The sequence below is a fragment of the Actinomadura spongiicola genome, from assembly GCF_003432485.1.
In the GTDB taxonomy this organism is placed as follows: domain Bacteria; phylum Actinomycetota; class Actinomycetes; order Streptosporangiales; family Streptosporangiaceae; genus Spirillospora; species Spirillospora spongiicola.
This window is the reverse complement of record NZ_QVNQ01000009.1, coordinates 95,923-119,694: the sequence shown is the minus strand read 5'-3', so window position 1 is coordinate 119,694 and position 23,772 is coordinate 95,923. Positions and strand designations below refer to the sequence as shown.

23 protein-coding genes and 1 riboswitch are annotated in these 23,772 nt (G+C 72.8%); of the genes, 7 read left to right on the top strand and 16 right to left on the bottom strand.

Features of this window, described 5'->3' with window-relative positions; translation table 11 throughout:
- Window positions 1-58: 58 nt before the first annotated feature.
- On the top strand, window positions 59-2,203 hold the full coding sequence (locus D0T12_RS26640) for a thiamine pyrophosphate-dependent enzyme (protein WP_117402680.1): 2,145 nt from the start codon (window positions 59-61) through the stop codon (window positions 2,201-2,203).
- On the opposite strand, the gene D0T12_RS26635 is transcribed toward D0T12_RS26640, so the two are convergent.
- Genes D0T12_RS26635 through D0T12_RS26620 form a run of 4 tightly spaced genes read right to left on the bottom strand, consistent with a single transcriptional unit; the run spans window position 2,187 to window position 6,795 of the window.
- A complete protein-coding gene (locus D0T12_RS26635; protein ID WP_117402678.1) occupies window positions 2,187-2,921 on the bottom strand; it encodes an ABC transporter ATP-binding protein in 735 nt (244 codons plus the stop codon). The genes D0T12_RS26640 and D0T12_RS26635 overlap by 17 nt on opposite strands.
- Window positions 2,918-4,678, bottom strand: a complete 1,761-nt coding sequence (locus D0T12_RS36785; protein ID WP_117402676.1) for a branched-chain amino acid ABC transporter ATP-binding protein/permease — start codon at window positions 4,676-4,678, stop codon at window positions 2,918-2,920. The genes D0T12_RS26635 and D0T12_RS36785 overlap by 4 nt, the downstream gene beginning before the upstream one ends.
- A complete protein-coding gene (locus D0T12_RS26625) occupies window positions 4,675-5,574 on the bottom strand; it encodes a branched-chain amino acid ABC transporter permease (protein WP_117402674.1) in 900 nt (299 codons plus the stop codon). The genes D0T12_RS36785 and D0T12_RS26625 overlap by 4 nt, the downstream gene beginning before the upstream one ends.
- 15 nt (window positions 5,575-5,589) lie before the next feature.
- Entirely contained in the window at window positions 5,590-6,795 is a 1,206-nt protein-coding gene (locus D0T12_RS26620) for a branched-chain amino acid ABC transporter substrate-binding protein (RefSeq protein ID WP_117402672.1), read from the bottom strand.
- A 228-nt stretch (window positions 6,796-7,023) separates the two neighbouring features.
- Between D0T12_RS26620 and pgi the strand changes: the two genes are divergently transcribed.
- Window positions 7,024-8,658 carry a glucose-6-phosphate isomerase gene (pgi, locus tag D0T12_RS26615; protein ID WP_117402670.1) on the top strand — a complete coding sequence of 545 codons (1,635 nt, stop codon included), beginning with the start codon at window positions 7,024-7,026 and terminating at the stop codon, window positions 8,656-8,658.
- Window positions 8,659-8,677: 19 nt separating this feature from the next.
- On the opposite strand, the gene D0T12_RS26610 is transcribed toward pgi, so the two are convergent.
- From D0T12_RS26610 to D0T12_RS26585, 6 genes are read right to left on the bottom strand one after another with little or no spacing between them, the layout of a single operon-like run.
- The gene (locus tag D0T12_RS26610; protein ID WP_117402668.1) at window positions 8,678-8,902 is read right to left on the bottom strand and encodes an EF-hand domain-containing protein; all 225 of its coding nucleotides are present in this window, start codon (window positions 8,900-8,902) and stop codon (window positions 8,678-8,680) included.
- 32 nt (window positions 8,903-8,934) lie between these two features.
- Window positions 8,935-9,723, bottom strand: a complete 789-nt coding sequence (locus D0T12_RS26605) for a sugar isomerase domain-containing protein (protein ID WP_117402667.1) — start codon at window positions 9,721-9,723, stop codon at window positions 8,935-8,937.
- Window positions 9,716-10,171: a PTS sugar transporter subunit IIA gene (locus tag D0T12_RS26600; protein WP_117402666.1), complete on the bottom strand. Its 456-nt coding sequence runs from the start codon at window positions 10,169-10,171 to the stop codon at window positions 9,716-9,718. Before D0T12_RS26600 ends, D0T12_RS26605 begins: the two co-directional genes overlap by 8 nt.
- The gene (locus D0T12_RS26595; protein WP_233526303.1) at window positions 10,168-10,503 is read right to left on the bottom strand and encodes a PTS sugar transporter subunit IIB; all 336 of its coding nucleotides are present in this window, start codon (window positions 10,501-10,503) and stop codon (window positions 10,168-10,170) included. The genes D0T12_RS26600 and D0T12_RS26595 overlap by 4 nt, the downstream gene beginning before the upstream one ends.
- Window positions 10,500-11,951, bottom strand: coding sequence for a PTS ascorbate transporter subunit IIC (locus tag D0T12_RS26590; RefSeq protein ID WP_117402665.1), 1,452 nt, complete (start codon window positions 11,949-11,951; stop codon window positions 10,500-10,502). Before D0T12_RS26590 ends, D0T12_RS26595 begins: the two co-directional genes overlap by 4 nt.
- A 48-nt stretch (window positions 11,952-11,999) precedes the next feature.
- Window positions 12,000-12,737, bottom strand: coding sequence for a GntR family transcriptional regulator (locus tag D0T12_RS26585; RefSeq protein ID WP_233526302.1), 738 nt, complete (start codon window positions 12,735-12,737; stop codon window positions 12,000-12,002).
- Window positions 12,738-12,880: 143 nt separating this feature from the next.
- On the opposite strand from D0T12_RS26585, the gene D0T12_RS26580 reads away from it, so the two are divergent.
- Complete coding sequence (locus tag D0T12_RS26580; RefSeq protein ID WP_233526301.1) at window positions 12,881-14,059, top strand: carbohydrate kinase family protein; 1,179 nt, start codon at window positions 12,881-12,883, stop codon at window positions 14,057-14,059.
- A gap of 10 nt (window positions 14,060-14,069) precedes the next feature.
- On the opposite strand, the gene D0T12_RS26575 is transcribed toward D0T12_RS26580, so the two are convergent.
- Window positions 14,070-15,008 carry an AraC family transcriptional regulator gene (locus D0T12_RS26575; RefSeq protein WP_117402663.1) on the bottom strand — a complete coding sequence of 313 codons (939 nt, stop codon included), beginning with the start codon at window positions 15,006-15,008 and terminating at the stop codon, window positions 14,070-14,072.
- A gap of 81 nt (window positions 15,009-15,089) precedes the next feature.
- Between D0T12_RS26575 and D0T12_RS26570 the strand changes: the two genes are divergently transcribed.
- Window positions 15,090-15,941: an NAD(P)H-binding protein gene (locus D0T12_RS26570; RefSeq protein WP_117402662.1), complete on the top strand. Its 852-nt coding sequence runs from the start codon at window positions 15,090-15,092 to the stop codon at window positions 15,939-15,941.
- Window positions 15,942-15,970: 29 nt separating this feature from the next.
- Complete coding sequence (locus tag D0T12_RS26565; protein WP_117402661.1) at window positions 15,971-16,471, top strand: anthrone oxygenase family protein; 501 nt, start codon at window positions 15,971-15,973, stop codon at window positions 16,469-16,471.
- A gap of 11 nt (window positions 16,472-16,482) precedes the next feature.
- On the opposite strand, the gene D0T12_RS26560 is transcribed toward D0T12_RS26565, so the two are convergent.
- Window positions 16,483-17,937 (bottom strand): alpha/beta hydrolase family protein, encoded by a 1,455-nt coding sequence (locus tag D0T12_RS26560; protein WP_199487721.1) that lies wholly within the window; start codon window positions 17,935-17,937, stop codon window positions 16,483-16,485.
- Between the two features lie 79 nt (window positions 17,938-18,016).
- Between D0T12_RS26560 and D0T12_RS26555 the strand changes: the two genes are divergently transcribed.
- Window positions 18,017-18,595, top strand: a complete 579-nt coding sequence (locus tag D0T12_RS26555) for a winged helix-turn-helix domain-containing protein (RefSeq protein WP_117402658.1) — start codon at window positions 18,017-18,019, stop codon at window positions 18,593-18,595.
- 29 nt (window positions 18,596-18,624) lie between these two features.
- On the top strand, window positions 18,625-19,464 hold the full coding sequence (locus tag D0T12_RS26550; protein ID WP_117402656.1) for a metallophosphoesterase family protein: 840 nt from the start codon (window positions 18,625-18,627) through the stop codon (window positions 19,462-19,464).
- Between the two features lie 13 nt (window positions 19,465-19,477).
- Here the strand turns inward: D0T12_RS26550 and D0T12_RS26545 are convergent, their stop codons facing one another.
- The 4 genes from D0T12_RS26545 to D0T12_RS26530 all read right to left on the bottom strand — a co-directional run bounded on the left by D0T12_RS26545 (window position 19,478) and on the right by D0T12_RS26530 (window position 23,694).
- The gene (locus D0T12_RS26545; RefSeq protein WP_199487720.1) at window positions 19,478-20,065 is read right to left on the bottom strand and encodes a TetR/AcrR family transcriptional regulator; all 588 of its coding nucleotides are present in this window, start codon (window positions 20,063-20,065) and stop codon (window positions 19,478-19,480) included.
- A 167-nt stretch (window positions 20,066-20,232) separates the two neighbouring features.
- Entirely contained in the window at window positions 20,233-22,005 is a 1,773-nt protein-coding gene (gene thiC, locus D0T12_RS26540; RefSeq protein WP_117402654.1) for a phosphomethylpyrimidine synthase ThiC, read from the bottom strand.
- A riboswitch (TPP riboswitch) is annotated at window positions 22,001-22,114 on the bottom strand. Its footprint overlaps the gene before it by 5 nt.
- An 88-nt stretch (window positions 22,115-22,202) precedes the next feature.
- Window positions 22,203-23,231 carry a hypothetical protein gene (locus D0T12_RS26535; RefSeq protein WP_117402652.1) on the bottom strand — a complete coding sequence of 343 codons (1,029 nt, stop codon included), beginning with the start codon at window positions 23,229-23,231 and terminating at the stop codon, window positions 22,203-22,205.
- A gap of 97 nt (window positions 23,232-23,328) precedes the next feature.
- Window positions 23,329-23,694, bottom strand: a complete 366-nt coding sequence (locus D0T12_RS26530) for an Mth938-like domain-containing protein (protein WP_117402650.1) — start codon at window positions 23,692-23,694, stop codon at window positions 23,329-23,331.
- Between the last annotated feature and the right edge of the window lie 78 nt (window positions 23,695-23,772).

Here is a 23,772-nt window from a genome sequence, read left to right as displayed (position 1 = left end):
GCCGTTCTAGCATTCCCTCGACGCTCGAACCGCGTTTCGATTCCGCGCAGGAGACCGAATGGCCGAGCCCGTCGACGTCCACTTCCTGGAGAAGGCCGCGTCCCTCACCCCGTCGGGCGCGCCGCTTCCGCCGGGCACGCCGGGCGGCGAGCGGCTCCTGGAACTGTTCGACGCCCAGCTCGGCAGCAGGCACCTCGACCTCGCCGCGCGGTGGCTGCGCTCCGAAGGGCACGGCTTCTACACGATCGGGTCGGCCGGTCACGAGGGGAACGCCGCGGTCGCCGCCGCGCTCCGCCCGGACGACCCGGCGCTGCTGCACTACAGGTCGGGCGCGTTCTTCCTGGAACGGGCCCGTCAGGTGCCCGGCGGGAACCCGCTCCGCGACGTGCTCCTCGGCCTGGTCGCCGCCGCCGAGGAACCCATCGCGGGCGGCCGTCACAAGGTGTTCGGCAGCCACCGCCTGCACGTCATCCCGCAGACGTCCACGATCGCCTCGCACCTGCCGCGCGCCCTCGGCGTGGCGTTCGCGATCGAGCGCGCCGCCCGCCTCGGCGTGGACACGCCCTGGCCACGGGACGCGGTGGCCGTGTGCGGCTTCGGGGACGCCTCCGCCAACCACTCCACCGCCACGGGCGCCATCAACGCGGCCGTCAACTGCGGTTTCCAGGGCCTGCCGCTGCCGCTGCTGCTCGTCTGCGAGGACAACGGCATCGGCATCAGCGTCCGCACCCCGCCCGGCTGGATCCACGCCGCCTACGGGTCGCGTCCCGGGCTCGCCTACTTCCACGCCGACGGGTGCGACCTCGCCGACGCCCACGCCGTCGCGGACCAGGCCGTCCGCTGGGTCCGGGAACGTCGCCGTCCCGCGTTCCTGCATCTGCGGACCGTCCGGCTGATGGGACACGCCGGGTCCGACGTCGAATCGGCCTACCGGACGCCCGCCGAACTGGCCGCCGACCTCGACCGGGACCCGCTCCCGCGGACGGCGCGGCTGCTCGTCGACCACGGCGCCGCCACCGCCGACGAGATCATCGACCTGTACGAGGCGAAACGCGACGAGGTGATGTCGCTCGCCGCCGAGGTGGCGGACGCGCCGCGGCTCGCGTCCGCCGCCGCGGTGATGGCGCCGATCCGCACCGCCACGTCCACCAAGGACGTGACCCCCGAAAGCACGACGCCGCCCGGGACGGGGGAGCGGGTCACGGTCGCGCAGGCGATCAACCGGACGCTCGGCGACCTCCTGGACGAACGTCCCGACCTGCTCGTCTTCGGTGAGGACGTGGCGCGCAAGGGGGGCGTCTACGGGGTCACGCGCGGCCTGCTGAAACGGGCCGGGGCGGCGCGGGTGTTCGACACGATCCTGGACGAGCAGTCCATCCTCGGCCTGGCGCTCGGGCTCGGCCCGGCCGGGATGCTGCCCGTCCCCGAGATCCAGTACCTCGCCTACCTGCACAACGCCGCCGACCAGATCCGAGGCGAGGCCGCGACGCTGCCGTTCTTCTCCTCGGGCCGGTACCGCAACCCGATGGTCGTCCGCGTCCCCGGCTACGCCTACCAGAAGGGGTTCGGCGGCCACTTCCACAACGACAACGCCGTCGCCGCCCTCCGCGACATCCCCGGCCTCGTCATCGCGTCGCCGGCCCGCCCCGACGACGCCGCCGGGATGCTCCGCGCCTGCGTGGACGTCGCCGCGTCGGACGGCCGGGTGTGCGCCTTCCTGGAGCCCATCGCGCTGTACCACGTCCGGGACCTGCACGAGGACGACGACGGCGGGTGGCTCGCACCGCCCGGAGGGCCCGTCCCGATCGGCCGTGCCCGCACCTACGGCGACGGCGGCGACCTCACCATCGTGACGTTCGCGAACGGCGTGCGGATGAGCCTGCGGGTCGCCCGGCGCCTGGAGGCCCGTGGAGTCCGGTGCCGCGTCCTGGACCTGCGGTGGCTCGCGCCGCTGCCCGTGGACGACCTGCTCCGCGAGGCCCGCGCCACCGGGGCCGTCCTGATCGCGGACGAGACGCGCCGGACCGGCGGGGTGTCCGAGGCGGTTCTCACCGCGCTCGCCGACGCCGGCTTCCAGGGCCGGGCGGTCAGGGTCGCGAGCGAGGACAGCTTCATCCCTCTCGGCGACGCCGCCCGCCACGTCCTGCTGTCCGAGGACGCCGTCGAGGACGCGGCGGAGGCGCTGCTCACCGGTCGTCGATGACCGGGTCGCCGCCCAGGTAGGCGGCCTTCACCCGGTCGTCCCGCGCCAGGTCGGCGGCGGGCCCCGACAGCACGATCCGGCCCGTCTCCAGGACGTACGCGCGGTCGGCGAGGCGGAGCGTCTGGTGCGCGTTCTGCTCGACGATCAGGATCGTCGCGCCCTGGTCGCGGATCTCCCGGACGACCCGCAGCACCTGCTGTGCCATCTGCGGCGCGAGTCCCATCGTCGGCTCGTCCAGCGCGAGCAGGCGGGGACGCATCATCAGCGCGCGGCCGATCGCGAGCATCTGCTGCTCGCCGCCGGACAGCAGCCCGGCGAGCTGGCCGCGCCGCTCCCCGAGCCGGGGGAACATCGCGTACACCTCCTCCCGGCGGGCCGCGACCGCGGCCCGGTCGCGGCGGCGGAGGTACCCGCCGAGCAGCAGGTTCTCGGCGACGCTCAGCGCGGGGAACACGCGGCGGCCCTCCGGGACGTGCCCGAGCCCGGCCGCGACGATCCGGTGCGCGCCGAGGCGGGTGATGTCGCGGCCGTCGAACTCGACACGCCCGGAACGGGCCCGGTGCAGGCCCGTGACCGTGCGAAGGGTGGTGGTCTTGCCCGCGCCGTTGCTGCCGAGCAGCGCGACGATCTCGCCGTCCGCGACGTCGAAGGAGATCCCGGCCAGCGCCTCGACCTGCCCGTACCGGCTGCGCAGGTCGGTGACCCGCAGGAGCGTCATCGCGGCACCTCCGGGACGAGGTCGGGGTCCGGATCGTCGGGGACGCCGAGATAGGCGGCGATGACCCGCTGGTCCTCCTGGATCTCGGCGGGCGGGCCCACCGCGATCGTCCGGCCGTGCTCCAGCACCGTCACCCGGTCGGAGATCGACATGACCAGCGCGACATCGTGCTCGATCAGCACGACCGCGGTGCCGAGCGCGCTGATCCGCGCGATCAGGCCCATCAGCGCCCGCTTCTCGGTCGGGTTCGCGCCCGCGGCGGGCTCGTCCAACAGCAGGACACGAGGATCCCCGGCGAGGGCCCGCGCGATCTCCAGCCGCCGCCGGTCCCCGTAGGCGAGGCCGCCCGCCGGACGGTCCGCGGCGTCCAGCAGCCCGACGAAGTCCAGGCAGCGGCGCACCGCGTCCAGGTCGGCGCGCGACAGCGGCCGCAGCAGGCGCCGGTCGCGGGCGAACCGGCCGATCAGGACGTTCTCCGCGACGGTCATCTCGTCGAACAGGCGGATGCTCTGGAACGTGCGGGCGAGCCCGGCGGCGGCGACCCGGTGCGGGGCCCGGCCGCGCACGTCCCGTCCGGCGAGCACGACCGTCCCCGCGGACGGCGGGATCAGCCCGGTGACGCAGTTGAACGCGGTGGTCTTGCCCGCGCCGTTCGGGCCGATCACGCTGACCACCTGTCCGGCGTCCGCGCGGAGCGCGAGGTCCGCCACGGCCGTGACGCCGCCGAAGCTCCGGGACAGGCCCGCGACCTCCAGCAGCGTGCCCGTCGCGGACACCGGCTCCGGCGCCGGCCCGGCCCCGGCGGGAAGGCGGAACCGCCGCGGCCGGTACGGCCACACGCCCTGCGGGCGCAGCAGCACGATCAGGATGAGCAGCAGCGCGAAGAACAGCCCCCGGTACTCCTGGACCTCGCGCAGCACCTCCGGCAGCGCGACGATCACCACGGCGCCGATCACCACGCCGGGCCGGCTGCCCATCCCCCCGATGATCACCACGAGCAGGATCATCAGCGAGGTCAGGAACGTGAAGCTGGACGGGTCGACGGTGCCGAGCTGCGCGGCGTTCAGCGGCCCGGCGACCGCGCCGGTCATCGCGCCGAGGACGTAGGCGAGCAGCTTCACCCGCCGGGTCGGCACCCCGACCGCCTCGGCGGCGGTGTCGTCGGCCCGGACCGCGCGCCACGCGTACGCGAGCCGGGTCCGGGCGAGCAGCGCCGTCGCCGCCAGCACGACGACGAAGAACGCCAGCGCCAGATGGTAGAAGTCCCTCGGCATCACGATCTCGCGGCCGCCGAGCGTGACCGGCGGGATGCCGGTCAGGCCGTTGGGCCCGCCGGTGACCTCCAGGTTGATCACCGTGATCCGGATGATCTCACCGAACCCGAGGGTGACGATCGCGAGGTAGTCGCTGCGCAGCCGCAGCGTCGGATAGCCGATCACGACCCCGGCGACCGCGGCGGCGGCGACCGCCGCGGGCAGCGTGAGCCAGAAGTTCCACTCCAGCTCCACCATCAGCAGGCCCGCCGTGTAGGCGCCGATCGCGAAGAACGCCGCGAACCCGAGGTCCAGCAGGCCCGCGTACCCGACGACGATGTTGATGCCGAGCCCGAGGATCGCGTAGATCAGGATCGTGGCGCCGACCGTGAGGCCGTAGTCGTCCATCGCCTGCCCGGCCACCAGCGCCACGACGACAAGCGACGGCCAACCGCCGTACCGGACGACCTGTTCCGCGCGCCCGAGTTCCACACGGGCCCTCATGCGCGCTCCACGACGCGTTCGCCGAACAGGCCGGTGGGTCTGAACGCCAGCACGGCGATGAGCAGCCCGAAGATGATCACGTCGGTCCAGCGGGACGACACGTACCCGGCGGAGAACGACTGGACCAGGCCGATCGCCACGCCCGCGACCATCGTCCCCGGCAGGTTCCCGATGCCGCCGAGCACCGCCGCGGTGAACGCGCGCAGCCCGATGAGGAACCCCATCCCGAAGCTGATCTGCGTGTAGTACAGCCCGTACATCACGCCCGCCGCGCCCGCCAGCAGCGACCCGACGAAGAACGTCACGAGGATGAGGCGCTCCACGTTGACGCCCTGGAGGCGGGCGGCGTCGCGGTCCATCGCGAGCGCGCGCATCGCCGTGCCCGTCATGGTGCGGGTGACGAACAGCCACAGCCCCGCCATCAGCGCCACCGACAGCACGACCAGCGCGAGCTGCCCCCAGGTGACGCGGACGGAGCCGCTGAGGATCTGACCGCCGTCAAGGGTGTTCGGGTACGACTTGAACCGGGCGTCGGTGAGCACCTTCACCCCCTCCTGCAACGCCAGCGACACCCCGATCGCGGCGATGAGCAGCGCCAGCCGGGGCGAGGCCAGCAGCGGGACGTAGGCGGCCCTGGCGATCCCGGTGCCGACGACCCCGGTGGTCAGGGCGCCGACGGCGACGGCGGCGACGATCGCGGGCAGCGCCGTCCCGCCGGTCACGCCGAGCGTGGTCAGCGTGCCGAACCCGGCGAACGCGCCGATCATGAACACGTCCCCGTGCGCGAAGTTGATCAGCCGGACCACCCCGTAGATCATCGAGTAGCCCAGCGCGATCAGCGCGAGGAACGCTCCGATCGTCAGCCCGTTGACGAGGTACTGGACGAATTCGCTCATGCGCTCATGACCTGTTCATGAGGACTTGGCGTCCACCCACGTACCGCCGCTCTTGTCGAGCTTCTTGTGGGCGGTGAACGCGCCGTTCCGAACCCGGACGGTGATGTAGAGCGGGTCGGTGCGGTCGCCCTTGTCGTCGAAGGTGATGGGGCCGGTGATCCCCGGAAAGTCCTTGATCTTGTGCAGCGCCTCGGTGATGTCCGCGCCCTTCGTGGACCCGGCGTCGTCGACGGCCTTGGCGACGACCTTCACCGCGTCGTACTCGTACACCGAGAACGGCCCCGGGTCGGCCTTGTTCGCGGCCTTGTACGCCGACACGAACGCCGCCGCGGCGGGCAGGTCCTTGGCGAGCGGCGCCGTCGTGGCGATGTAGCCGTCGGCCGCCGGGCCCGCCGTCTTCAGGACGGTCGAGTCGGTCGTCGCGTCCCCGCCCATCAGCGTGAAGGTCAGCCCGAGCTGCTTACGCTGCTTCATCAGCAGCCCCGCCTCGGCGAAGTAGCCGGTGAAGTACAGCACGTCCGGCTTCGTCGACGCGACCTTGGTGAGGACCGGGCTGTAGTCGGACTGGCCGGGCTGGAGCGCGTCCTGGTACACGACCTGCCCGCCGAACTGTTTCACCGAGTTCGCCGCCGCGTCCGCGAGGCCCTTGGCGTACGTCGTGTTGTCATGCAGCAGGGCGATCCGCCTGGCCCTGAGCTGCCCGGTCATGAACTTCGCGGCGACGAGGCCCTGGTTGTCGTCGCGTCCGCACGTGCGGAAGACCTTGCCCTTCCCGGTGTCGGTCAGGGACGGGTTCGTGGACGCGTCCAGCACGAACGGCACGTTCCGCCGCCCGTAGATCGGGATCGCGGGCACCGCGGCGCCCGAGCAGTAGCCGCCGGCGACGGCCACGACCCCGCTGTTGAGGAGCTTCTGCGCGGCCTGCGCCCCCTGCTGGGCGCTGCACTGGTCGTCGGCCTCCACGATCTGGACGTCGCGGCCGTCCACGCCGCCCGCCTGGTTGATCTCGGCGGCGGCGACCTTGGCGGCGGCGAGGATGTCCTGCCCGGCCGAGGCGGAGTCGCCGCTCAACGGCGCCGGGACACCGATCCTGATGGCGCCCGAGCCGCCGGAGTCGCCGGACCCGCAGGCCGCGGCGAGGGGGACGAGCACCAGACCGGCTCCGGTCGCGGTGAGGAGACGGAACCGGCGTCCGCGGTCCCGGGAGGTCGATCGAGTCATCGGCGCCTCATGCGTGTCGCTCGTGGGAGGGATGGTGAAAGCGTGAAACGTCGGCGCACGGTCGTCGAGACGGCGAGCATGCGATCTCCTGGAGGGATCGGTAAGCGCCGCTTGCCCTTCCGCCCGCCCGCGGCGGCGTCCGTGGCCGCCCTATGATCGCCGGTGGGGCACGGCCGCGCGTCCGGGGGACGGCGGCGCCGTCCGCCCCGTGACGAGATGAGAGAGGCAATGGCAGATATCACCGAGTCGCCCGAGTGGTCCGCGCTGGTCGAGCATCACGCGGCGCTCGCCGGTCGGCACCTGCGCGAACTCTTCGCCGACGATCCGGCGCGCGCCGACCGCATGACCGTCACCGCGGGGGACCTCCACCTGGACTACTCCAAGCACCGCGCCACCGCCGAGACGCTGCGGCTGCTGGTGGCGCTCGCCGAGCGGGCCGGGCTGCGCCGCCGGATCGACGCGATGTTCTCCGGCGAGCACATCAACGTCAGCGAGGACCGCGCCGTCCTGCACACGGCGCTGCGGCTCCCGCCCGGCGAGGCGCTCACCGTCGACGGGCAGGACGTCGCGGGCGACGTGCACGCCGTCCTGGACGCGATGGCCGACTTCGCCGCACGCGTCCGCGCGGGGGAGTGGACGGGCTTCACCGGCAAGCGCATCACCACGGTCGTCAACATCGGCATCGGCGGCTCCGACCTCGGTCCCGCCATGGCCTACGAGGCCCTCGCCGACCACGCCGACGCCGGGATCACCTGCCGGTTCGTCTCCAACATCGACCCCGCCGACATCGTCGGGAAGCTCGCCGGTCTCGACCCCGAGCGGACGCTGTTCGTCGTCAGCTCCAAGACGTTCGGAACCCTGGAGACCCTCACCAACGCGAAGGTCGCCCGGCAGTGGCTCGTGGAGCGGCTCGGCGACGACAAGGCCGTCTCCCGGCACTTCGTCGCCGTGTCGACCAACGCCGACCGCGTCGCCGAGTTCGGCATCGACACCGCGAACATGTTCGCGTTCTGGGACTGGGTGGGGGGCCGCTACTCCCTCGACGGCGCCATCGGCCTCTCCCTGATGATCGCGATCGGCGGGGAGGCGTTCCGCGAGATGCTCGCCGGGTTCCGCGAGATCGACGAGCACTTCCGGACCGCCCCGTTCGAGGCGAACATGCCCGTCCTGATGGGGCTGCTCGGCGTCTGGTACACCGACTTCTTCGGCGCGCAGACCCGGGCCGTGCTGCCCTACAGCCAGCGCCTCGCCCGGTTCCCCGCCTATCTCCAGCAGCTCACGATGGAGTCCAACGGCAAGTCGGTGCGGGCCGACGGCGCGCCCGTCGTCGCGCAGACCGGCGCGATCTTCTGGGGCGAGCCGGGCACGAACGGGCAGCACGCCTTCTACCAGCTGCTGCACCAGGGCACCCGGCTCGTCCCCGCCGACTTCATCGGGTTCGCCGAGCCGTTCGAGGACCGCGCGGGCATGCACGACCTGCTCACCGCCAACATGCTGGCGCAGACGTCGGCGCTGGCGTTCGGCCGGACCGCCGAGGAGGTCGCCGCCGACGGGACGCCCGCCGCCCTCGTCCCGCACAAGGTCATGCCGGGCAACCGGCCGACCAGCACGATACTGGTGCCGAAGCTCACCCCGAAGACCCTCGGGTCGCTGGTCGCGCTCTACGAGCACATCGTGTTCGTGGAGGGGACGATCTGGGGGATCGACTCCTTCGACCAGTGGGGCGTCGAACTCGGCAAGGTCATGGCCATGGACCTCGCGCCCGCGCTCACCTCGCCCGAGCCGCCGGCCACGGCGCCCGACCCGTCCACGGCGGCGCTCGTCCGCAGGTACCGCGAACTGCGCGGCCGCCGTGTCCGGTAGCCGTGTCCAGTAGCCGGGTCTAGTTCTGGGCGTCCATGACGGCGCGGAACTCCTCGTAGGAGATGAACCCGTCGAGGTTGCTGTCGGCCTTCTCGAACCTGTCCTGCGTCTCGGCGCGCGTCCAGGAGAGCCCGAGGTCCTCCAGGACGAGCGTGAACTCCATCAGGTCGAGCCGCTGGTCGCCGCCCAGGTCCGCGCGTGAGAACACGGTGTGCAGATCGTCCCCGGTCGGTCTGGTCGTCATCTCGCTCCTCGTTCCGCTCCGACGTGACCGCATCATGTCACAGGGCGGGAGGGCGACGGCCCGTCCCCGGTCAGCTCGGGCACGCGGTGCCGGTAGCGCTCCAGCAGCGCGGCGTTGACCTCGTCGCCGCCGGGGACGTTCGCGCTCGTCCAGCGGGCCGGTTCGACGCCGCGCTCCGCCGCGAGGTCGTCCACGTCGGCCAGGACGCGCGACCACGCGTACGCGGCGAGGATCGTGGAGACCGCGGCGGTGCGCGGTGTCGCCGCCGGATGCACGACGTCGCCGCGCGGGACGCGCGTGTCCACCACGATCGCGGCGTGGTCGGCCAGGGTCGTCGCGGTCCGCGCCGGAGCGGCCCGCGACGCCCGCGCCGAGGTCACCGCGACGACGGCGACGCCGCGCGCCGCGCACTCCGCGGCGATCTCGACCGGGTACGGGTTGCGGCCGCTGGTGGAGAACACGACCGCGACGTCGGGAGGGACGGGCGCGGCCGCCTCGACCACGGCGCGCCCCAGCCCGGCCCGCCGCTCGGCGCTGGTGCTGGCCACGGCGTCGCCGAGCGGGAACACGGCGGGGTCCCAGATCGGACGGACGGCGGCGAGCCCGCCCGCCCGGTAGAACGTCTCGCACACCATCGCCAGCGAATGCCCCGCACCGGCGACGTGGACGATCCCACCGGCCTCGACCGAGGCCAGCAGCAGCGCGGCGGCCTCGCCGATCGCCTCGCCGGCGGCGGCGTCCAGGTCGTCCAGCAGGGCACGCACCCGGTCGGGGAGCCCCTGTCGGGTCTCGGACCGAGCCTCGGGCCTGGCCTCAGTCATCGGGCACGGCCTCCTTCAGCACGCCGGCCAGATCGTCCTCGTCGGACGCGGCGCGGAGCCGATCGGCCAGGCCACCGCTCAGGGAGCGCGCCAGACCCGCCAGCGTGCCGACGTGCGCGTCGGGGTCGGGTGTGCAGAACGCGAGCAGCAGGTCCACCGGGTCGTTGTCGGGGTGGCCGAACGCGACGGGCTCGGCCAGGCGGGTCACGCCGACGCCCACGGCCAGCCCGCCCTCCTCGGGACGGGCGTGGACGAGCGCGAGCCCCTTGGTCAGCACGATGTACGGGCCGTTCTTCTCGACCACCCGGACACAGGCGTCCGGGTATCCCGTGTCCGCCGCGCCCACCTCGACCAGCGCCTCGGCGGCCTTCCGCGCCGCCTCTCGCCAGTCCGCGGCGGTCACCCGGTCGGTCGCCGTGATCAAAGGCCGATCGGTTCGCGAGGTCATGACAGCCAGCCCTGGGCGGTCAGGCGCTCCCGGAGTTGCGCCTCCAGGCCGTCCTTGTCGAGGAAGTCGCTGATCGTGATCACCACGGGCGCGAGGTCGGCGATCTCGCCGGTGTGCATGCCCTGGCCGATCACCACGTCGGGCGACATCCCGCGCGCCGTGGACAGGTCCGTGTTCTCCACGCGCGCCTCCACGCCGAGCGAGCGGAGCGCGTCCTCGGCGGTCATCTTGAGCATCAGGCTGGTGCCCATGCCGACCCCGCAGACCGCGAGCACCTCCAGTTGCCGGTCGAGTGCCATGTCGGTACCTCTCTCCTCGGTGATGTCGGTCACGCCTTCGCGGTGGCCTTGTCGTCGGGCCGGTCGTCCGGCCGGTCGTCGGGCGCCGCCGCGTGCGCGGCGCGGTGCCTCTCGGCGCGGCCGAGCAGCAGCAGCGTCGCGACCATGGCGGCGAGCGCGACGACTGGAACGATCCAAACCGTGGCCTCGCCGACCACCGGGTCGACCGCCTTCAGCAGCCACCCGATCGCGTACCAGTCCGGGTCGGCGAGCGTGGCCAGCTCGGGCGCGGTCCGGTCGAACAGGTCCCAGGTGACGGCCTGCCCGACCGCGAGGATCAGGCCGGTGATCACGCCGCCGAGGACGGCGCCGCGCCAGCCCGCCACGACGTTGCCGAACAGCCCGGCGGCGCCGCCCACGAAGAACAGCATGATCATGGGCGGGGCGAGGGTGAACCAGCCCGCCCCGGCGAACACGCCGAGGCAGATCAGGAAGACGCCGGTGGACGCGACGAACCCGACCATGACGGCGGTCGGCGCGACGGGGAACACGGTCGGCGCGTCCAGCGCGGGCCGGGTGCCCGGAATGACCCGGTCGCTGAACCCCTTGAACGCCGGGACGATCTCGCCGAGGAACATCCGCACGCCGAACAGCAGGATCGCGATGCCGCCCGCGAACCGCAGGCCGACCAGCAGCGCCCACACCCAGGGCGACAGCTTGGGGTCCATCTCCGTCGCGGCCTTGCCGACCACGGCGTCGTCGGCGAGCGCGACGCCCACCAGCATGATCGCTGAGATGATCAGCGCGGTGCTGACGTTGACGTCCTTGAAGAACGACAGCTGGCGCGGCAGTCTCAGCTTCTCGGTGTCGTGCTTCTCCCGGCTGCCCAGCGGGCGCGCCGCGTACCCGGTGAGCAGGCAGGCGAGTGAGCTGGTGTGCGCGAACCCGAACCGGTCGTCCGGCATGACGCGCCGCATCAGCGGTCGCATCCACAGCGGCTGGACGGTCCAGTACGCGGCGACGAACCCGGCCCCGCACAGCACGAGCGTGAGCTGGTCGGCGCCCGGCGCGATCGTCACCAGCGACGCGACGGTGACCGTGCTGACCCAGAACATCAGGTGCCCGGTCAGGTACAGGTACCGGGCCGCGGGGAACAACCGGACGACCAGCACGTGGAGGAGGAACGCCACGGTGATGACCAGCGCGATCGTCCCGCCCTGGTCGCCGAGGAAGTCGGCGAGCGTCCGGTCCGCCTTCGGCGGCGTCGTGCCCATCGCGCTGGCGAGGACGGTCTGGAAGCTCGTCAGCCCGCCGGTGAACACCTCCACGCCGATGAACAGGATGACCACGCCGATCGTGGCGCGCAGCGCGCCGGCGAACACGTCCTCGAACCGCTTGCGCTGCAACATCAGGCCGATCAGGGTGATGAGCCCGATCAGGATGGGCACCTGACCGAACACGTTGTCGGCCAGGAAGGTGAGGATGTCCTTGATGACGTCCATGGTGAAGTGGCCTCACTTCCGGGGTGGGTGGTGCGCCTGTCGGCCCCGTCAGCGCGGTGGTCGCAGGTCGAGCTCCAGGCGGTACCGGTCGCCGCGGTAGAGCGACCGGACGTATTCGAGGGGCCGCCCGTCGGGATCCCTCGTGATCCGTTCGAACAGGAACGCCGGCATGTGCACGGGGACGCCGAGGTCGGCGGCCTCCTCGGCGGTGGTGACGGTCGGCTCGATCGTCTCGGTCCCCGAGGCGATCTCGACGCCGTTGCCGCGCAGCAGGTCGTAGAACGACCCCTCCTCCAGGTCCTGCCTGCGCAGGTCGGGCAGCAGCGCCCGGGGAAGGAAGAGCGTCTCGATGGCCATGGTGGCGCCGTCCGCCAACCGCAGCCGTCGAATGGTAAATACCTCTTCGATGGGCGACAGCGCCAGCCGCCTGCCGATCCGCGCCCCCGCGGCTTGCGTGCGGAACGACAGGACCCGGCCGCCCGGCTTCATCCCGCGCCTGATCATGTCCTCGGTGAACGAGGTCATGGTCAGCGAGACGGCGATGCGGGGTTCGGCCACGTAGGTGCCGCTCCCGTGCCGCCGGTCGAGCAGTCCCTCGGCGACGAGACCGTCGATGGCCTGCCGCAGCGTGGGCCGCGACACGCCGAGTTCCTCGGCCAGCCTGCGCTCTGACGGCAGGGCGTCCCCCACGTCCAGACCGTCCAGCATCGTGAGGAGTTCGCGGCGCACCGCCTGCCGTTTCGTGTGCCCGGAGCGGGACTCACCGGCGGATGTCACGCCGCTCACCCCCTTTGTTGTGGTTCCTATCGCGACACACCGTATGTCCTATTATGTTGACTGGTCAATACCACTTGTGGATGTCGAGCTGAATGTCGGAGGTGTCGACTAGGTTCCGTGGGAACGTGCCAAACCGTGCTCAGGGGGGCGCCGTGACGCAGCAGGCGACGCAGCAGGGGACCACTCGGCAGGCGACCCGGCGGATGACCCGGCGGCCCGCCGTGCCGGGAATGCCGCCCGAGCCGTCCCTCGCCGATCCCTGCGCCGAGCGGGAGCGGGCGGGACGGCGGCTGCGCGGGGCCGGGCCCGGCCCGCCGCCGGACCTGGACGTGTTCCTGTCCGGCCGGGTCTTCATGGACATGATCTTCACGGGGCTGCCGGGGCTGCCGCCGCCCGGCACCGAGATCGTCACCGACGGGCTCGGGTCGGCGCCCGGCGGCGTCGCCAACATCGCCGTCGCGATGAGCAGGCTCGGCCTGCGGGTGGGGCTGGCCGCCGAGTTCGGCGACGACCTCTTCGGCGCCTACCTGTGGCGCACCCTCGCCGAGCAGGAGGGCGTCGACCTCGGACCGTCCCGGCGGGTGCCCGGCTGGTCCACGCCGGTGACGGTGTCGCTGGCCTACGACTCCGACCGCAGCATGGTGACCTACGAGCGGCCCGTCCCGACCTCGGAGGACGGCCCGCCGGTGACGCCGCCGTCCGCGCGGGCCTGCTTCGTCGACGTCGACCGTCCGGTGCCGTCGTGGGCGCCCGCCATGCGCGAGCGCGGAGCGCTCGTCTTCGGTGACCTCGGCTGGGACCAGACCGGCGCCTGGCCCGCCCAGGTCCTCGACCGGTTGGAGCACGTGGACGTGTTCCTCCCCAACGCCGCCGAGGCGATGGCGTACACGCGCACGAACTCGCCGGCGGGCGCCGCCGAGGCCCTCGCCGAACGGGTGCCGGTGGTGGTCGTGAAGTGCGGCGGTGACGGCGCCATCGCCGTCGACTCCACGACGGGGGAGCGGGCCGAGGTCGGCGCGCTTCCCGTCGAGGCCCTCGACCCGACCGGCGCGGGCGACGTGTTCGCCGCCGGGTTCGTGTTCGCCACCCTCGCCGGTCTCCCGCTCGGCGAGCGGCTGAGGTTCGCCAACCTGTGCGCCGGGCTGTCGGTGCGGCACCGCAGCGGCTCCCTCGGCTCCCCGTGCTGGGGCGAGATCGCCGCGTTCGGCGAGTCCGGTGAAGTACCCGAGTCGGTGCTCGCCGACTACGCGTTCGTGATCCCGTTCATCCCGGACGCGGCCGACGACCACGTCGTCGTCCGCGCGGAGCCCACCCTCCGCCCGGAGCGGTAGGCGCGGCCGTTCAGCCGGTCGGGCCGGCGCGGTACTCCTGCGGGCTGACGCCGTGCTCGCGCTTGAACGCGGTGCTGAGCGCGAACCCGTTGCCGTAGCCGACGCGGCGCGCCACCGTCTCCAGCGTCGCGTCGCTCTCCCGCAGCAGGTCCGCGGCCTGCGCGAGGCGGATGCCGGTCAGGTACGCCATGGGCGGCTCGCCGATCAGCTTCGTGAACCGCTGGGCCAGCGCCGCGCGGGACACGCCCACCGCGGACGCCAGGTCCGCGACCGTCCACGGGTGCGCCAGGTCGTCGTGCAGCAGCCGCAGCGCGGGCCCGACGACGGCGTCGCCGTGGGCGCGGTACCAGCCGGGCGCCCGCGCGTCCGGGCGGGAGAACCAGGCGCGCAACGTCGCGATGAGCAGCAGGTCGAGCAGCCGGTCGAGGACGACGTCCTGCCCGGGCTCGTCCCTGCCGATCTCCTCGCCGAGCACGTCGACGAGCGGCGACCTGAAGGTGTCGCCGCGCACGATCGCGATCGGCGGCAGCGCGGACAGCAGCCGCCGTGTGACGGCGCCGCGCATCTGGTAGGCGCCGATCAGCATGACCGTGGTGCCGTCCGGGTCGTCGCCCCAGGCGCGCACCCCGAGGTCCATCGCCTCCGACAGGCTCGTCCCGTCCGGGGTGGTGCAGCGCTGCCCCGGGTGGATGACGATCTGCGGCGCGGTCGCCGGGTCGTCGGCGACCGTGTACGGATCGGGCCCCCGGAAGATCACCAGGTCGCCGGGGGAGACGCGCTCCGGCTCGCCGCCGTCGGGCATCAGCCACGCGTCGTCGCGGACCATGGACAGCAGCGTCAGCGGCGCCTCGTCCTGGATCCGGATGGCCCACGGAGGGGTGAACGTCGAGCGGAGCATGAACGCTCCCCGCGCCCGTGGCCCGTCCAGCAGATCGGTGAGCGCGTCCATCCGACCAGCGTAGACGCTCACGTATGCGGGCGAGCTTCTCAACGATGGTCGCTGGAGCGGCTCCTCTGTTGACTTGAGGGCATGACGACGAACGAGACGCAGAACCCGAACGAAACCGGCCTCACCCTCGTCCTCGGCGGGACCGGCAAGACCGGCCGCCGCGTGGTCGAGCGGCTGGAGGCCCTGGACGTCGCGGTCCGCATGGGCTCGCGGTCGGCGTCCCCGCGCTTCGACTGGGAGGACGAGGCCACCTGGGCGCCCGTGCTGCGGGACGTCGACAAGGTCTACCTGTCGTACTACCCCGACCTGGCCGCACCGGGCGCGCCGGAGGCCGTCCGCTCGTTCACGGCCGCGGCCGTGGACGCCGGGGTCCGGCACGTGGTCCTGCTGTCGGGACGGGGCGAGGACGAGGCGCGGGCGTGCGAGCGGATCGTCCAGACGTCCGGCCTCGCGTGGACGGTCGTGCGGGCGAGCTGGTTCGCGCAGAACTTCAGCGAGGACTACCTCCTCGACCCCGTTCGCGCGGGGCAGGTCGTCCTCCCGGCGGGCGACGTGCCGGAGCCGTTCGTGGACGCCGACGACATCGCCGACGTGGCCGTCGCGGCGCTCACCCGCGACGGCCACGAGGGCGAGGTCTACGAGGTGACCGGCCCTCGCGCGCTCACCTTCGCCGAGGCCGTCGCCGAGATCGGCCGCGCCGCCGGGCGCGACATCGCGTTCGTCCCCGTCCCGCTGGACGACTACGCGGCCGAGCTCAGGGAACTCGGCCTCTCCGAAGACCTCGTCGCCTTCCTCGCCTACCTGTTCGGGACCGTCCTCGACGGCCGCAACGCCCGCCCGACCGACGGCGTCCGCCGCGCGCTCGGCCGTGCCCCGAAGGACTTCGCCGACTACGCCCGGCGGACCGCGGCCAGCGGCATCTGGACCATCTGACACACCTTTCCACGGAAGGAACCACGACCATGAGATCCGCTCTCGCGGGCGTCTCGGTGACGCTCTCCCTGATCATGGCGGCCGGTATGGCCGGGACGTTCTTCGGCTTCTCCACCGGCGTGATGCCCGGCCTGAACGCGGCCCGGCCCGCGTCGGCGATCGACGCGATGCAGGGCATCAACCAGAAGATCCAGAACCCGGTGTTCGTGGCGATGTTCCTGCTCGTCCCGCTGCTGGCCGTCGTCGCCGGGGTCCTGCTGCTGACGCTGGACCACAGGTCGGCGGCGATCCTGTTCTTCGTCGCCGCGGCCGTGTACTTCGTGGGCGCGCTGGTCCCGAGCTTCGCGGTGAACATCCCGATGAACAACGACCTGGACGCCGTGACGATCCCCGGGGACGCGTCCGAGGCGGCGAGGGTCTGGTCGGACTACTCCGGCCGTTGGACCGCCTGGAACACCGTCCGCGCCGTCTTCAGCTGGGCGAGCCTCCTCGCCATGAGCGTCGGCGTGTACCTGTGGGGAAGGGACTGACCGGCGCGGGGTCACGGGACGAGCAGGCCCCAGTAGACCGCCCACGGAACGAACACCACGCCGCCGGTGAGCAGCAGCCCGGTCCGGACGCGTTCGCCCGCCGGGACGGCCTCGCCCGTCCCTCGCCGGGTCCTCCACCACGCCGCCACGGTCGCGACCGTGGCGGCGACGGCCGCAACGGCGAGCCCTTGCACGACCAACCAGGGCAGCGGCCTGCCCGCCAGGACGGGCCCAGGGTCCGGCCACCGTCCGGCGGCCATCAGGTAGAAGATGTAGACGAAACCGCCGAGCACGGCCATGAGACCCGCTCCGGCGAGCAGGCGGGCCCAGCGGGTCACCGGGCGCACGGTCCGTCCCCGAACCCGCCGCACCAGGGCGGTCAGCGGATACGCGGTGAACGCGACGACGAACAACGCGAACGCCGCGAGCTGCGACCAGCCCGACGCCCACCACGGCGACGGCGAGATCTCCGTGCTCCGATGGTCCTGGGCGGGGGGTGCCGCCGCGTCGGCGTCGGGCAGCCGTCCGCTCGTCACGTCGCGGACCCAGGAGCCGACCAGGTCGGCGTATCCCGGAGCCAGCGCCTCACCACGGGTCAGACCTCCGTCGGGGGTCACGTGCGCGCCGTGGTCGGCGTTCGGGAAGAAGCGGAACGTGTAGTGGGTGTTGCCGCCCCGGCGCAGCGCCCGCGCGAACCTCGGCGGATTGTCCGCGGGCGGAGTCTGCAGGTCGTGTTCGCCCCAGATGCCGAGCAGCGGCTGCCGGACGCGCTCCAGCACGCCCTCGGCGTCGAAGAACGCCTCGGCGAACAGGCCCGCGTCCGCTCCCAGCCGCGCGAAGTTGCGCTTCGCGTGGTCGAGCAGCGACCCGGACACGCCCGCCCGGCGGAGCCCGGAGGTCTCGTTCCAGACCTGCTGCCGGATCGGGGACATGGCGTTGCCGCCCACCACGATCACGAACGCGACGTCCGCGGACCGCGACGCGGCCAGCGGCGCCACCCAACCGCCCTCGCTGAGCCCCCACAACCCCACCTTCGCCGGGTCGACGCCGGGCCGGGCGCGTAGCGCGCCCACGGCCCCGAGCGCGTCGTCGGCGAGTTCGGAGAAGGAGCGGCGCAGGTCCGTGTAGCCCTCGGAGCGCTTGTCGTAGATCAGGACGGCGAGGCCCCGCCGCGCGAACTGCGTGGCCTCGGTGAGCAGGTGCTCGCGCGGCACCCCGGCGCCGGACCCGGTGACGAGCACCACCCCCGGCACGCGCCCGCGGCTCCGCGCCGGCGACAGGACCGTGCCGTGCAGGGTGAGCCCGCCGAATCCCTGGAAGCTCACATCGGTGGAGGTCAGACCGGACGGCGCCGGGATCCGGGGCGAGGCCGCGATCCGGTCGGAGGCGGCGGCCGGCGTGAGCCAGGACGTGCCCAGAAGGACGCCGGCGACCAGTGCCAGCGCAAGTGTCATCGCTTTCTTCATGCCGAGCACCGTAGACCACAGAGGATTCTCTGCAAAGAAATCTCTGCAAAGATACCTCTGTAGTATTAGACTGCTCCCCATGAAGGACGAGACCGAGCCGGTGATCCTCGACGACCCGGGCAGGATCAAGGCACTCAGCCACCCGTTGCGCCGCAGGATCCTGCACCGGCTGCGCACGCACGGCCCGGCGACGTCCACCACGATCGGTGAGGTCGTCGGCGCCAACACCGGGACGACCAGCTACCACCTGCGGCAGCTGGAGAAGTACGGGTTCATCGAGGAGATCCCCGAGCGGTCCACCGGCAGGGAACGCTGGTGGCGGCCCGCCGACACCCCGCGCGACCTGCGGCTGCCCGCCCCGGAGACCGTGGCCCCCGAGGACCGGGCCGTCCTCGACGAGCTGATCCGCGTCGCGCACGCCGAGGACCTGGAGCTGTTCCGCGCGCTGCCCGCCGAGTACGAGCGCGACCGCGCCTGGGCGCGGCTGTCGCGCGGCTTCGCCCACATGACCGAGGAGGGCCTCGCGTCGTTCTACGAGGCCTACATCCGGCTCCTGCGCGAGCACGCCCACAGCCGCGAGGACGCGCCCCCCGGAGCCCGGCCCGTGCACATCCGCCTCTTCACGCTCCCCGCCGACGACCCCGACGAGGGGGACTGAGCCACCGCCGCGGGGCTTACGATCATTGGATGGGCGATGTCCACGCGATCAGCGACCTGCACGTCGGCTTCCCCGAGAACCGCGCGTTCGTCGAGGGCCTGCGGCCCGAGTCCGGCGACGACTGGTTGATCGTGGCCGGGGACGTCGCCGAGCGACTGGCCGACGTCGAATGGACCCTCCGCACGCTCGCCGAACGCTACGCCACCGTGATCTGGACGCCGGGCAACCACGAGCTGTGGACCGTGAAGAACGACCCGGTGCAGGCGCGCGGCGAGGCCCGCTACCGGGCGCTCGTCGAGATGTGCCGGGGCCTCGGCGTGCTGACGCCCGAGGACCCGTACCCCGTGTGGGACGGCGAGAACGGTCCCGTGACCATCGCGCCGCTGTTCCTCCTGTACGACTACACGTTCCGGCCGGACGGGACGTCCACCAAGGAGGAGGCCCTGAAGGTCGCGCACGAGGCGGGCGTCGTGTGCACCGACGAGGTCTACCTGCACCCGGACCCGCATCCCACGCGCGACGCCTGGTGCGACGCGCGGATCGCCTACACCGAGAAGCGGCTCGCGGCCCTGGAGCCGGGAACGCGGACGGTGCTGGTCAACCACTGGCCCCTCGTCCGCGAGCCCACCCGCGTCCTGTGGTACCCGGAGTTCGCCCAGTGGTGCGGAACGGTCCGAACCGCCGACTGGCACAGCCGGTTCAACGCCGTGTCCGTCGTGTACGGGCACCTGCACATCCCCCGGACGATCTGGACCGGTGACGTTCCCCACATCGAGGTGTCGGTCGGCTACCCGCGCGAATGGCGCAGACGGCCCGCCGCCGCGCCGCGCGGCCCACGCCGGATCCTGCCCGTCCCCGAGACCGCCTGACCCGCGTGAAGTCCTAGCCCGTCTTGCCGGGGATCAGCCCGGCGGCGGCGAGGGCCAGCAGCCGGTCGGCGGCCTCCGGCTCCCGTTCGGTGACCGTCGCGATCGCGCCCACGAGCCGCAGCGCGTCGGCGAACGCGACGTCCGCCGGCACGTCCCCGGCCTCCTGGGCGCGGACGAACAGCGCCTCGCCCGCCTCGCGCATCGCCCGGCACGCCGGGAACGGGTCGGCCCGGTCCTCCCGCAGCGACATCAGGGCGGCGGCCGCCATCCCGCGAAACGCCGTGGTCCGTTCGATGAACGCGCGCAGCCACTCCGCCAGCGCCTCCCCGGGCACGGGCGAGACCCGCCGTTCCCGAGCGTCGGCGGCCAGCGCCTCGAAGGCGTCGGCGAGCATCGCCTCCAGGAGGTCCTGGCGCGTCGGGAAGTGCCGGTAGAGCGTTCCGATGCCGACGCCCGCCAGCCGGGCGACCCCCTCCAGGGAGGCGCCGGCCCCGTCGCGTTCGAACATCTCCCGCGCCGCGGCGAGCAGCCGGGCGCGGTTGCGGCGCACATCGGAGCGCACCGCCCGCGCCGGGGCCGATGGCGTGTCGTCGCTGGTCACCTGAGTTGTCGGTCCTTCCCGGCCGGGCAGCGGGCCCGCGGCGATCCGTGGGATCCGCGGCTTTTGGAACGGTCCCTTGATAGTAGCCCGCACCTCGCGGTCACTCCGCCGCCGGCCCGCGCGCCCGGTCCCGAGACCCGGCCGGGAGGCCCGATCGGAACGCCTGGTCAGGCGCCGGGGGAGAGCGGCAGGTAGACGCGGCCGCCCGCGGACTTGAACTCCTCGGCCTTCTCCCGCATCCCGGCGGACAGGGCCTCGTCCTCGCCCAGGCCGCGCTCGTCCGCGTACCGGCGGACATCTCGGGTGATCTTCATGGAGCAGAAGTGCGGCCCGCACATCGAGCAGAAGTGCGCGGTCTTCGCCGGGGCGGCCGGGAGCGTGGCGTCATGGAACGCGCGGGCGGTGTCCGGGTCGAGGGACAGGTTGAACTGGTCCTCCCACCGGAAGTCGAACCGCGCGTCCGACAGCGCGTCGTCCCACGCCTGCGCGCCCGGATGGCCCTTCGCCAGGTCGGCGGCGTGCGCGGCGATCTTGTAGGCGATGACCCCGGCCTTGACGTCGTCGCGGTCGGGGAGCCCGAGATGCTCCTTCGGGGTGACGTAGCAGAGCATCGCGGTGCCGTACCAGCCGATCATCGCGGCGCCGATCGCCGAGGTGATGTGGTCGTAGCCGGGCGCGATGTCGGTCGTCAGCGGGCCGAGCGTGTAGAACGGCGCGTCGTCGCACCACTCCCGCTGGAGGTCGACGTTCTCCTTGATCTTGTGCATCGGGACGTGCCCGGGGCCCTCGTTCATCACCTGGTTGTCGAACTCGGCGGCGATCCGCGTCAGCTCGCCCTGGGTGCGCAGCTCCGCGAACTGCGCCTCGTCGTTGGCGTCGGCGATGCAGCCGGGACGCAGGCCGTCGCCGAGCGACCAGGTGATGTCGTACGCGGCGAAGATCTCGCACAGCTCCCGGAAGTTCGTGTAGAGGAAGTTCTCCTCGTGGTGCGCCAGACACCACGCCGCCATGATCGACCCGCCCCGGGACACGATGCCGGTCTTGCGCCGCGCCGTCAGCGGCACGTACGGCAGCAGCACCCCGGCGTGGACGGTCATGTAGTCCACGCCCTGCTCGGCCTGCTCGATGACCGTGTCGCGGAAGACGTCGAAGGTCAGCTCCGCGGGGTCGCCGCCGACCTTCTCCACCGCCTGGTACAGCGGGACCGTTCCGACCGGCACCGGCGAGTTCCGCAGGATCCATTCGCGGGTGGTGTGGATGTCCCGGCCCGTCGACAGGTCCATGATCGTGTCGGCGCCCCAGCGGGTGGCCCACGTCATCTTCTCGACCTCGTCCTCGATCGACGACGCGACCGCCGAGTTCCCGATGTTGGCGTTCACCTTCACCAGGAAGTTCCGGCCGATGATCATCGGTTCGATCTCCGGGTGGTTGACGTTGGCGGGCAGCACCGCGCGGCCCGCCGCCAGCTCGTCCCGGACGAACTCCGGGGCCACGCCCTCGCGCAGCGCCACGAACTCCATCTCCGGCGTGATCTCGCCGCGCCGCGCGTACGCGCGCTGCGTGACCGCGCCGCCGGTCGCCCGGCGCGGTCGCCGCGGCGGGAAGGCGTCGGGCGTCGCGCGCCCGTCGGTGCCGCGCCCATCTGTACGGCGCCCATCTGTACGGCGCCCATCTGTACGGCGGCCATCGTCCTCGGGGCGGACGGCGCGGCCCTCGTACGCGGCGGTGTCGCCGCGGTCGGCGATCCACGACTCCCGCAACGCGGGCAGCCCGCGGCGGACGTCGGTCCGCCGGTCGGGGTCGGTGTACGGTCCGGACGTGTCGTACAGGACGACGGCGTCACCGCTGGTCAGCCGCACCTCCCGCATCGGGACGCGCAGGTCGGGACGCGACCCCTGGAGGTAGATCTTGTGGGCGGATGGAACCACAGGTTCGGTCATGACGACTCGATCTCTCCCTACGCCGGCATTACCCGGTCAGGTTCATGCGGTCAGCGGCCGTCTCAGCCGCTATCTCAGCCCGGTTCGCCGGGCCCCCGCGATCTGTCGTCCCTGACGCTAACCCGGCGCACCCCGGTTGCCGCAACCGCCGTCCATGGGATAGGGGGCCGCCACGAGCCGCCGCCCGGGGCCGCGACTCAGGACCGGCGCGCCGACCGCACCACCAGCGGCAGCGCCAGCGCGAGCGTGCGCAGCGGCTCGGGGGCCGACGGTGACCGTTCCAACCGCACGCGGCCCTCATCAGGGCCGCCCGTCCTCCGCAGCGACGCGGACTCGCGCCCGTCGATGCCGGTGACGACGTGACGGTCGCCATGCTGCCGGGTGGTGCCGAGGAGCATCCCGCTCGGCGTGTGGAAGGACGGCTCGCGCGGGCCCCGGACCGTCCCTAGGAACCGGCCGTCCGCGTCGGACACGCGCACGATCCTGCGGCGGGTGGGCCGGGGCGTCCTGCGGAACACGAGCAGTCGCCCGGCGTTCGGGTCGCGCAGCACGACCGTTCGGCGACCGGAGGCGACGGCGAGGAGGGCGCCGTCGCGCTCGTCGCGGTACCGGCCCGCGCCGTTCGCGAGGCCGCCGTTCGTGAGGACGCCGTCCACGAGGACGTGGTCCGCCCTGCCCAGCGCGTCCGCCTTGGGGGGATCGATCTCCTCGCCCGTGCCGTCGAGGACGCGCCAGCGAAGGCCGAGTTCCTCCGTGACGGCGGCGCGCACGGCCGGAAGCCGGCCGGAGGGGAGGTCCCGGTCGCGGAGCAGCACGGCGGCATCGCCCTCGACGGTCGTGACGGCGTCGACGCCCGGTGCCGCGCCAGGGTCGAACCAGACCGTCCAGACGGGGTCGGTGCCCCGCCACACGATCCCGACCGCGTCCACGGCGCCGCCGGGGACGGTCGCCTCGTCGGCGCCGCGGCGCAGGACCAGGCCCGTGCCCGTCATGGTCACGACGAGGCGGTCGCGGTGGATCGCGAAGGCCCACACCGCGGCGGCCAGGGCGACGAGCGCGCCGCCGCCGTACCCGGCGGCGCGGGAGGACGGCCCCGCGAGCGCGCCGACCGCCAGGGCGGCCAGCGCGACCCGGAACGGCCATCGGTAGGCCCCGCGGCCGAGCGTGACCCGCAGTACCGGTGCGGCCCCGGACGGCGCGGGAGGGGACGGCGAGGGGACGGACACGGTCGGCTCTCCATGATCGAGTTTGCAGAACTATAGGACGGGACGGGCCGTCCCACCGTGGTGTCCGAAGAAAGAGTGAGATGTCAGGAACGGTGGCTCAGCACGTCGAGTGGAAGAGACCGCCGGCGCGTTCGGTCTCGGCCAGCCTGTTGTAGAGGGCGACGGCCTCGGTCGTCTCCGCCACGTGCACCTCGATCCCGGCGTCCCGCAGCACCCGCAGGGTCTCGGGCATCGTCCCGAGGCGCAGCTCCATGCCCCGGCTGAGGACGACGACCGTACAGCCGTGCTCGATCAACTCCTGGACGTCGCCCGGCTGGACGCCCGGGTCGTGCCGGGTCCCGTGCTCCGCCCAGTCCCACTCGCGTCCGCCGCCCGGATACAGCTTGAAGTCCTTGCCCGGCTCAAGCCCTTCGACTTCCATGCGACCCCATGCGATATGGGTGATCCGAGGAGACCTGGTCATGGGCGGAGCGTAATGGCTTCCCGCGGCGTGCATCTACGGCGAGGGGCGGTGCGCGGTGATCGGGGGCATCCGCGAAGA

Bases quoted from the DNA above. Each gene is read 5' to 3' on its own strand.
- D0T12_RS26550 (WP_117402656.1), top strand. From the start codon at position 18,625: ATGGGCGATGTCCACGCGATCAGCGACCTGCACGTCGGCTTCCCCGAG.
- D0T12_RS26605 (WP_117402667.1), bottom strand. From the start codon at position 9,723: ATGACTGAGGCCAGGCCCGAGGCTCGGTCCGAGACCCGACAGGGGCTC.
- thiC (WP_117402654.1), bottom strand. From the start codon at position 22,005: ATGACCGAACCTGTGGTTCCATCCGCCCACAAGATCTACCTCCAGGGG.
- D0T12_RS26590 (WP_117402665.1), bottom strand. From the start codon at position 11,951: ATGGACGTCATCAAGGACATCCTCACCTTCCTGGCCGACAACGTGTTC.
- D0T12_RS26570 (WP_117402662.1), top strand. From the start codon at position 15,090: ATGACGACGAACGAGACGCAGAACCCGAACGAAACCGGCCTCACCCTC.
- D0T12_RS26600 (WP_117402666.1), bottom strand. From the start codon at position 10,171: ATGACCTCGCGAACCGATCGGCCTTTGATCACGGCGACCGACCGGGTG.
- D0T12_RS26555 (WP_117402658.1), top strand. From the start codon at position 18,017: ATGAAGGACGAGACCGAGCCGGTGATCCTCGACGACCCGGGCAGGATC.
- D0T12_RS26575 (WP_117402663.1), bottom strand. From the start codon at position 15,008: ATGGACGCGCTCACCGATCTGCTGGACGGGCCACGGGCGCGGGGAGCG.
- D0T12_RS26635 (WP_117402678.1), bottom strand. From the start codon at position 2,921: ATGACGCTCCTGCGGGTCACCGACCTGCGCAGCCGGTACGGGCAGGTC.
- D0T12_RS26560 (WP_199487721.1), bottom strand. From the start codon at position 17,937: ATGAAGAAAGCGATGACACTTGCGCTGGCACTGGTCGCCGGCGTCCTT.
- pgi (WP_117402670.1), top strand. From the start codon at position 7,024: ATGGCAGATATCACCGAGTCGCCCGAGTGGTCCGCGCTGGTCGAGCAT.
- D0T12_RS26530 (WP_117402650.1), bottom strand. From the start codon at position 23,694: ATGACCAGGTCTCCTCGGATCACCCATATCGCATGGGGTCGCATGGAA.
- D0T12_RS26640 (WP_117402680.1), top strand. From the start codon at position 59: ATGGCCGAGCCCGTCGACGTCCACTTCCTGGAGAAGGCCGCGTCCCTC.
- D0T12_RS26620 (WP_117402672.1), bottom strand. From the start codon at position 6,795: ATGACTCGATCGACCTCCCGGGACCGCGGACGCCGGTTCCGTCTCCTC.
- D0T12_RS26565 (WP_117402661.1), top strand. From the start codon at position 15,971: ATGAGATCCGCTCTCGCGGGCGTCTCGGTGACGCTCTCCCTGATCATG.
- D0T12_RS36785 (WP_117402676.1), bottom strand. From the start codon at position 4,678: ATGAGGGCCCGTGTGGAACTCGGGCGCGCGGAACAGGTCGTCCGGTAC.
- D0T12_RS26610 (WP_117402668.1), bottom strand. From the start codon at position 8,902: ATGACGACCAGACCGACCGGGGACGATCTGCACACCGTGTTCTCACGC.
- D0T12_RS26625 (WP_117402674.1), bottom strand. From the start codon at position 5,574: ATGAGCGAATTCGTCCAGTACCTCGTCAACGGGCTGACGATCGGAGCG.